The organism is Hydrogenivirga sp. (assembly GCF_056450045.1).
In genome coordinates, this window is the sequence record NZ_JBWONM010000029.1 from 1 (window position 1) to 8,297 (window position 8,297).

General features: G+C 52.0%; 9 protein-coding genes. 3 read left to right on the top strand and 6 right to left on the bottom strand.

All coding sequences use genetic code 11. From position 1 onward, the window contains the following. Together sucC and AC1HCM_RS01030 are read right to left on the bottom strand one after the other, a co-directional pair. Nucleotides 1–1,132, bottom strand: a 1,132-nt coding sequence (gene sucC / locus AC1HCM_RS01025) for an ADP-forming succinate--CoA ligase subunit beta (RefSeq protein WP_479459917.1), incomplete at its 3' end; no start/stop codon positions are given. 69 nt (nt 1,133–1,201) lie between these two features. Next, nucleotides 1,202–1,675, bottom strand: coding sequence for a hypothetical protein (locus AC1HCM_RS01030; protein WP_479459918.1), 474 nt, complete (start codon nt 1,673–1,675; stop codon nt 1,202–1,204). A gap of 74 nt (nt 1,676–1,749) precedes the next feature. Between AC1HCM_RS01030 and AC1HCM_RS01035 the strand changes: the two genes are divergently transcribed. Together AC1HCM_RS01035 and AC1HCM_RS01040 are read left to right on the top strand one after the other, a co-directional pair. Next, nucleotides 1,750–2,127, top strand: coding sequence for a DUF1232 domain-containing protein (locus AC1HCM_RS01035; RefSeq protein WP_479459919.1), 378 nt, complete (start codon nt 1,750–1,752; stop codon nt 2,125–2,127). Then, nucleotides 2,127–3,101, top strand: a complete 975-nt coding sequence (locus AC1HCM_RS01040; RefSeq protein ID WP_479459920.1) for an ABC transporter permease — start codon at nt 2,127–2,129, stop codon at nt 3,099–3,101. Before AC1HCM_RS01035 ends, AC1HCM_RS01040 begins: the two co-directional genes overlap by 1 nt. Here the strand turns inward: AC1HCM_RS01040 and AC1HCM_RS01045 are convergent. Both AC1HCM_RS01045 and AC1HCM_RS01050 read right to left on the bottom strand, forming a co-directional pair. Next, nucleotides 3,076–3,987 carry a multiheme c-type cytochrome gene (locus AC1HCM_RS01045; RefSeq protein WP_479459921.1) on the bottom strand — a complete coding sequence of 304 codons (912 nt, stop codon included), beginning with the start codon at nt 3,985–3,987 and terminating at the stop codon, nt 3,076–3,078. The genes AC1HCM_RS01040 and AC1HCM_RS01045 overlap by 26 nt on opposite strands. Next, nucleotides 3,984–4,814, bottom strand: coding sequence for a hypothetical protein (locus AC1HCM_RS01050; RefSeq protein WP_479459922.1), 831 nt, complete (start codon nt 4,812–4,814; stop codon nt 3,984–3,986). The genes AC1HCM_RS01045 and AC1HCM_RS01050 overlap by 4 nt, the downstream gene beginning before the upstream one ends. 113 nt (nt 4,815–4,927) lie before the next feature. On the opposite strand from AC1HCM_RS01050, the gene AC1HCM_RS01055 reads away from it, so the two are divergent. Further along, nucleotides 4,928–6,301 (top strand): alpha,alpha-trehalose-phosphate synthase (UDP-forming), encoded by a 1,374-nt coding sequence (locus AC1HCM_RS01055; RefSeq protein ID WP_479459923.1) that lies wholly within the window; start codon nt 4,928–4,930, stop codon nt 6,299–6,301. Here the strand turns inward: AC1HCM_RS01055 and hslU are convergent. Together hslU and AC1HCM_RS01065 are read right to left on the bottom strand one after the other, a co-directional pair. Next, on the bottom strand, nt 6,281–7,630 hold the full coding sequence (hslU, locus tag AC1HCM_RS01060) for an ATP-dependent protease ATPase subunit HslU (protein ID WP_479459924.1): 1,350 nt from the start codon (nt 7,628–7,630) through the stop codon (nt 6,281–6,283). The genes AC1HCM_RS01055 and hslU overlap by 21 nt on opposite strands. Next, entirely contained in the window at nt 7,611–8,075 is a 465-nt protein-coding gene (locus tag AC1HCM_RS01065) for a hypothetical protein (protein WP_479459925.1), read from the bottom strand. The genes hslU and AC1HCM_RS01065 overlap by 20 nt, the downstream gene beginning before the upstream one ends. Nucleotides 8,076–8,297: the final 222 nt, after the last annotated feature.

Here is an 8,297-nt window from a genome sequence, read left to right on the forward strand (position 1 = left end):
CAGCCTTCTTAGCACCGTCCCACATGTCTTCGGCGTTTATGAAGTTCATCCCCGATTCAGCGAGTATCCTCTTGCCCTCCTCAACGTTGGTTCCCTCCATCCTGACAACTATGGGGACGCTCAGCTCAACCATCTTTCCAGCCTCTACAAGACCCTGGGCGAGCCTGTCGCACCTGAGTATTCCCCCGAATATGTTTATGAAGACCGCCCTGACATCCTCATCAGCCATCAGTATCCTGAAGGCGTTAGCTATCTGCTCAACGTTAGCCCCTCCACCGACGTCAAGGAAGTTAGCAGGCTCCCCTCCAGCGAGCTTTATTATGTCCATGGTAGCCATAGCGAGTCCCGCACCGTTCACCATGCACCCTATATTCCCGCTCAGCTTTATGTAGTTAAGCCCGTACTTCTTAGCCTCAACCTCCAAGGGTGAAATCTGGGTTTCATCCTCCATCTCCTCTATGTCCTTGTGTCTGAACAGAGAGTTGTCGTCAACCTCAAGCTTTGCGTCCAAGGCTATGACATTGCCTTCCTTATCAAGGACGAGAGGGTTTATCTCGACGAGGGAGGCATCAAGCTCCGTATATATCCTGTAGAGGGCTAAAGCCATCTTGGAGAAGTCCTTGACGGGAAGACCCAGCCTAAAGGCGAGCTTACGCGCCTGATAGGGCATGAGACCGAGCTCCGGGTCAACCTCTTCAAGTATTATCGCCTCCGGGTTTTCCTTGGCTATCTCCTCTATCTCCATACCTCCAGCAGCGGAAGCCATCACAACTGGCTTTGACCTCGCCCTGTCAAGGGTTATGGAGAGGTAGAACTCCTTATCAATGGCGGTAGCCCTCTCTATCCACACCCTGCTGACAGGCTTTCCATCCGGGCACTGGAAGGTCTTGAGAACCTTTCCCAGCATGCCCTCAACCGCCTTCTCAAGCTCATCCATATCCTTAACTATCTTCACGCCACCAGCCTTCCCCCTTCCACCGCAGTGGACCTGAGCTTTCACAACGAGAGGGAAGCTACCGAGCTCCTCCGCAACCTGCTTAGCCTCTTTGAGGGTGAAGGCTACCTTGCCCTCTGGAACGGGTATGCCGTATCTGGCGAATATCTCCTTTGCCTGGTGTTCATGCAGTTTCATCAGACTACCTCCGGATAAAACGACGTTTGAGCACTAAAATTTTACAAGAAAAAAGCCGGACGGGAGGGCTCACTGCATCAGGTAGTCAAAGTCAACCCTCTTTACCTTCCCGTCTTCCTTGATTATCACCGATATGTGGTAGAGCCCCTTGTCCGACATCTCAAACCAGCCGCCGTAGTTATCTCCATACTGGTGGGGATACTTAGTGAGCTTCTTTCTAACAGCTCTGAATATCGGAGACCTTACCTCAGCCTCCACCTCGTAGTTTGAGAGGTACACCATCTTGCCGTTCTCCTGCTTCCAGATGCTCACAGCAAGGTGATGGGTGTCGTGCCTTGCAGGCTCGCCATGGTGTTTCACGAGCAGCTTGTAGGTTCTTGGGTAGTGCTTCTCAAGTTCCGAGATTGAAAAGACACCGATACTGACGTAGTAGTCTCCCGCTTTTTTGGTCAGAGGTGTTGGAACACCCTGGGCAAGGGCTGTGAGGGTGCCCAGAAGCAAAAAGATCAGCCCCCAGAAAACTTGAGAGGTTTTTTTTCTCATCTCTGTCCCTCCTCTTTCTTGGATGCTAATAATATAAAGCATTTAAGGCTGAAGGGACATGATATAATTACGCCATGGGCTTTGAGGAGAAGCTTCAGAAGTACAAGACCTACGAAAACCTTAAGAATCTTGACAGGCTCAGGGAGGAGTTCAACAAGAAGCTTGAGAAGGTTCCTCCTACCATGGAGTACCTCAGGAACCTTATACTTGACGTTAAGCTTATATACAGGATACTCATAGACCCGGACTTCCAGCTCAAGAGGGAAGCGAGGGAGGACTTCATAGCGGCTCTCTGGTACTTCATTGACAGCAGAGACACTATTCCTGACTGGCTACCCATGGTCGGTTACTGGGACGATTACAGGCTGGTTCGTTACGTCAAGGAGAAGCACAGGAGGGAGATAGAGAGGTACTTTGAGGAAACCAAGTACTTCATAGCCAATTACTTCTGATGCTCAAGTTTGTCCTTCTCCGTCTTCTTCAGGCACTGCCGACCATACTCGGGGTCACCTTCATATCCTTCCTCATAATAAAGCTCGCTCCAGGAGACTTCCTTGACCAGCTCAAGCTCAATCCCCAGATATCCCCGGAGACCATTGAGAGGCTCAAGAGGCTCTACGGTCTGGACGAACCCACCCTTGTGCAGTATTTGAAGTGGCTCAAGTCTGCTGTTCTCTTTGACCTGGGCTACTCCTTCCAGTACCACGCTCCCGTGACCCAGCTTATAGCCGAGAGGATACCGAACACCCTGTTGCTATCTGTCAGTTCAGCTCTCCTCTCCTGGGGCATGGCGGTCCCCATAGGGACGGTAGCGGCTTTCAAGGAGGGGGGCAAGTTTGATAGGCTCGTGCAGGCTTACGCCTACTCCTTCATGTCCATCCCGAGCTTCTTCTTAGCCTTCATATTCCTCTTTTTGGCTAGTAAGACGGGGTGGTTCCCCATAGGGGGAGTTCAGAGTCCCGATTTTGAGAGCCTGAGTCCGATAGGAAAGGTCCTTGACGTCCTACACCATCTCTTCATCCCAGCTATGACCCTCTCTCTCGTCTCAACCGCAGGACTGATAAGGCTCGTCAGGAGTGCGGTGATTGAGGTTCTCAAGAGTCCTATGGTAGTTATGCTCAGGGCTAAGGGACTTCCCGAGTGGATGGTGGTCAAGCATGTGGTAAAGAACGCCATGAACCCCTTCACTACACTCCTCGGGTATGAGATAGCGAGCCTTATATCGGGGGCTGCTCTCATAGAGATAATAACCGGATGGCCCGGCATGGGGATGCTCATGCTTGATGCGGTTCTGTCCCAGGACCTCTTCTTAGTTATGGGGGGTCTTTACATAGGGACGATAATGCTCATAGTTGGAAACCTCATAGCAGACCTCCTGCTGGCTTGGATAGACCCGAGGGTCAGGGAGAGGGAGTTCGCAAAGTGAGCTCCTTCAAGGTCTCTTTCTCATCGCTCCAGGCGAGCCTCCGCATTATCTTCACCCTAACCTCCTTCACCTCACCGTCGGGAATTCTCAGACGATAGGGCACCCTGTATCTCAGAGCGGTCTTTGACTGGGGTGAGAGTAGCTTCCTCAGGGTTTTCTTCCTTCCATCTCCATATAGTATCCGGGCTATGAGGTAGAGCCTGGGGTCTCCCTGATCCGCCGTCGGCAGGTTGTGGGGAACTCCTACGTTTAGGAGTATGAGCTCATTCCCTTTGATATGGACCTCTATGTCTTCGGGCTTAGCCTTCTGGGTTGGAAAGCGGTGGGAGGTCCTGGGCTTGGCGAGGTGAAAGAGGTAGAAGGGAAACTTCTGTATGAGGTCCTTCTTACCGAGGGAGGGCATGTGGCAGTCCTGACAGCTCTTCTCAACCTTGGCAAGCTTCCACTCCTTGTAGGTCTCCCTGTGGCATCCCGCACAGAACTCCGACTTTGTGTAGTCAAGGTCCTGGGTTGAGGGGTGGGGAGGGGACCACACCTTGAGGGGTCCGTGCATGGACCTGGTTTCTTCCTTGAAGTGGCAGGCTACACAGTGGACGCCATCTTCCCTGAACTCGGCTCTTAGGACGGGCTTTTTCTCTGGGTCAACCTGATGGGGGGCGTGACAGGACAGGCACTTAACCTTCCCGTAGTTTTCTGACTCCCTCCTGAATTTCTCGCTCTTCCATGCCTGATAATGTCTGCTCTCCTTCCACTCCTCGTATATCTGGGCGTGGCAGTCAGCACACCTCTTTGCCTGAGGTCTTTGAAGGAGGTCCTCCTCAACGAACACCTCTTCCAGCCTCTCACAGCCCACAAGGAAGAGAAAGATGAGGAGGAGGATCCTCACTTCTCAAAAGCCTCTTTAACCACCTCTGGTATAAGGTGCACGTTGTGGCACTTTGTACAGCTCGCCCCAACCTTGCCCAGCAGATTGAAGACCTTGTCTCTGTCCGGCTTCCCTCCTGAGAGGAGGTTCTCAAGGTCGTTCAGGGCTCCCTCAAACTCCTTACCCACTATAACCTCCTCCGAGAGCTTGTTGGTGTGGCACTTGGAGCACATTGACCTGAGCTGGCGCGCCCTCTCAACGAAGTTCATGCCAGCCTCCTGCGCCTTGTCACCTTCTCCCTGTAGGAGGTATATCTTGAGAGCCTTCATTGAGTTGGCAAGCTTCTCCATGTACTTGCCCGTCTTGTACTCCATGAACTCAACGGGGTCCTCTATCTTGACAGTCTCAAAGCTCGGGAAGTGGTAAACGAGCTTGACCGCTATCTCGTTGTCCTGATGGCACTTTGCACAGGTCTGCCCGAGCTTCTTGGAGGCGTCTATAACCCTGTCCACGTTCTTTGAGTTAACAGCCTTCACGAGGTTGTCAGCCAGCTTTGGCTTGAAGTAGCTCTTCCATTCGGGGACCATCTTTGAGACCTTCAGGTAGGTCTCTTTGAGCTCCTGCGCCCACTTCTGAGCTCCCTTCCAGTTGCCTTCATTTATGTTCAGGTTTATTCCGTAGAAGGCTGTGCTCATGGTGTGCATGGCTGAGATGAACTCGTAGTTCTTGGATGCGGGTGGGTAGTACTTCTTGAGGGATTCAGGTGGCTTCTTGAGGATAACCTTCTCCGCTGAAAAGCCAACTCCAACGATAACCGCCAAGGTGGTGATAAGGGCTCTGTATCTCATGCTCAACCCTCCCTGATCAAAGACTTAAATAAATTTAACCCGCTTTGGAAGCCAGTACAACTCTGGATTCCTTGACACACGCTTAAATAACCCTTACCTTAAAGGAAAATAAAATGAAGTTGATAGTCGTATCAAACAGGGAGCCCTACAGAGTTGAAAGGGCTGGGGGGAAGCTGAAGCTTGAGAAGACCGTCGGAGGTCTCGTTTCAGCCCTGGAGCCTGTCCTCAGAAAGAACGGCGGTATATGGGTATGCTGGGGAAGAAAGGGTCAGAAGAACCCCCTTGAGACGAAGATAACGGAAAGCTTCCTCATGAAGCAGGTCCCCCTCACGAGCAGGGACGTAACAGAGTACTACTACGGCTACGCCAACGAGACCCTCTGGCCCCTCTGTCACATGTTTCTGAACAGAACCCGCTTTGACAGCAAGTACTGGCTCGGCTACAGGAGGGTCAACAGGAAGTTCGCCAAGGCTGTGATGGAGGTTTACACACCTGGCTCAAAGGTTCTCGTGAACGACTACCACTTAGCCCTCGTACCTGCCCTCCTCAGGGAGAAGGGTGTTGATGACCCAATACACCTCTTCTGGCACATACCCTTTCCCCCCTACTTCATGCTGAGGTTCCTACCAAACAGGAGGGACATACTTGAGGGGATGCTCGGCGCTGACGTTATAGGCTTTCACACTGAGCACTACGTCCAGAACTTCAGGGAGTGCGTGAGGGAGATACTCGGTGCTGTTTACGACGACACCGCCGTATACTGGCAGGGAAGGAAGATAAGGGTCGTAGCGGTTCCCATAGGTATAGACGCCCAGAGGTGGAAGTCCCTCATCTCAAGTCCCAAGGTAGTGAGGTACGCCCTCAACCTAAGGAAGAAGCTCCCCGTTGAGTTCGTTGGTATAGGCGTTGACAGGCTTGACTACACCAAGGGTCTTGAGGAGAAGTTCAGAGGCTTGGAGAGGTTCTTTGAGAAGTACCCCTCCTTCAGGGGGAGGGTCTCCTTTATACAGATAGCTGCCCCCACAAGAACCAAGCTTGAGGAGTACATGGACATAAAGCGTAGAACGGATGAGATAGTGGGCAGGATTGAGGGAAGGTTCGGCGAGCCCGGCTGGGTCCCTATCTACTACTACTACAAGAACTACGGCGATGAGAGACTTGCATCCCTCTATATGATGGCGGACTTTGCCCTCGTTACCCCCCTTATAGATGGACTGAACCTCGTCTCAAAGGAGTACGTTGTGAGCAAGGTTGATGAGGATGGGGTGCTAATACTGAGTGAGTTCGCCGGGGCGAGCCTCCAGCTCAGGGAGGGAGCTCTGATAGTGAACCCCTTTGATGAAGATGCCGTTGCTGAGGCTATATACAGCGCCCTGAAGATGAAGAAGAGGGAGAAGAGGGAGAGGATGAAGGCTCTCAGGAAGAAGGTGATTGAGGAAGACGTCCACTGGTGGCTTAAGAGATTCTTAGAGGATGTATCTGCTTAGCTCCTCGTCCTTTATCACCTCACTTAGCTTTGCCCTTACAAACTTCCTGTCAATTATTATGTGCTGACCTGCCATGTCGGGGGCGTTGAAGGATATGTCCTCAAGGAGCTTCTCCATAACCGTGTGAAGCCTTCTCGCCCCGATGTTCTCCGTGCGGTTGTTTATCTCCTCCGACAGGAGGGCTATCTCCTCAACCGCATCCTCGGTGAACTCTATCTCAACCCCTTCGGTTCTAAGGAGCTCTACGTACTGCTTTGTGAGGGCGTTCTCCGGTTCTGTCAGTATCCTCACAAAGTCCTCCTTGGTCAGAGCCTTGAGCTCAACCCTTATTGGAAACCTCCCCTGGAGCTCGGGTATGAGGTCTGAGGGCTTCGCCATGTGGAAGGCTCCCGCTCCTATGAAGAGGATGTGGTCCGTCTTGAGGGGTCCGTACTTTGTATTGACGGTCGTGCCCTCAAGGATTGGGAGGAGGTCCCTCTGGACACCTTCCCTTGAAACGCCGGGTCCTGTGCCCGGCGTCTTTACAGCTATCTTGTCTATCTCGTCTATGAAGATGATTCCAAAGTTCTCCGCTCTGAAGAGGGCTTCCCTTGCCACCTCCTCCATGTCTATGAGCTTCTCAGCTTCCTCCTGTTCAAGGATGTGGAGGGCTTCTCTCACCCTGAGCTTTCTCCTCTTCCTTGAGGGCATCAGGTTTGAGAACATCTCCCTGAGCTGGTTCTCCAGCTCCTCAAGACCGGGCGGTCCCGCTATCCCTATCATGGGGACAGCCTTCTCCTGGACCTCTATCTCTATTATCTTCTCGTCAAGCTCTCCCTTCCTCAGCCTCTCCCTGAGCTCCTCTCTCTTGCCGGCATCCTGAGACTCCCTTATTCCGAAGCTGGTGAACTGCTGGGGGACAAGGTAGTCAAGGATCCTCTCCTCCGCCAGCCTCCTTGCCCTCTCCCTCACCTTTTCAACCTTCTCCCTCTTGACCATCTGGTAGGAGACCTCAGCCAGCTCCCTCACCATTGACTCTACATCCCTGCCAACGTAGCCCACCTCTGTGTACTTGGTAGCCTCAACCTTAACGAAGGGAGCCTTTATGAGGGATGCGAGCCTCCTCGCTATCTCGGTCTTACCCACGCCGGTGGGTCCTATCATAAGGATGTTCTTGGGAGCTACCTCGTCCCTTATGTATTCGGGGAGCTTCTGCCTCCTCCACCTGTTCCTAAGGGCTATAGCGACAGCCTTCTTAGCCTCCTCCTGTCCTACGACGTACTTGTTCAGCTCCTCAACTACCCTCTTTGGAGTTAGCTCTTCAAGGAGCTCAGAAAGGGTTTTCGTCATCACCGAATCCTCTTCTCGTCATCTCCTCGGGGGTTGACCTTATAACCTCCTCAAGGAAGCTGTCTATGTCCTCAGGGAACTTCTCAAACTCGGGCTCAACGGGGAAGAACCTCTTGACCACATCAACTGGAGGGTTCCCGTATCCTATGGCGGGAAGTATCCTCTTGGCACCCCTCCTTGAAGCTTCCCTGTAGGCTATCCTGTAGCCTTCCCTGAAGGCTGTCTCAATATCCTTGAACCTCTCTATCTCGTCGCCCAGCTCGTAGAGGACTATATCGTAGGTGCTACCCTTGAACTTCTCCCAGTCCTTGATACCCACTATGTAGCTCTTCCCTGACCACTTCTTCAGCTCAACAGACTTTGGGTTCCCAAGCTTGAAAGACAGTATGTAGTAGTCTATGAGCTGCCTGTCCGCATAGATGTCAAGAAAGAAAAAGAACTCCATTACGCCTCCTATCTCAGGAATAATAATATAATCCAAAAAATTGATACTCATAAATTTTTGCTATAATGTATTTTCCCTTGGAGGACCGGATGAACGAATTTGAGAAACTCCTGAGCGAAGCCCTCCCGCAAGAAGAGACCTTCAGGAAAGGAAGGATAGTAAGCGGAAAGGTGGTGAAGGTTGATGAGAGGTACATATACGTTGATATAGGCTACAAGGTTG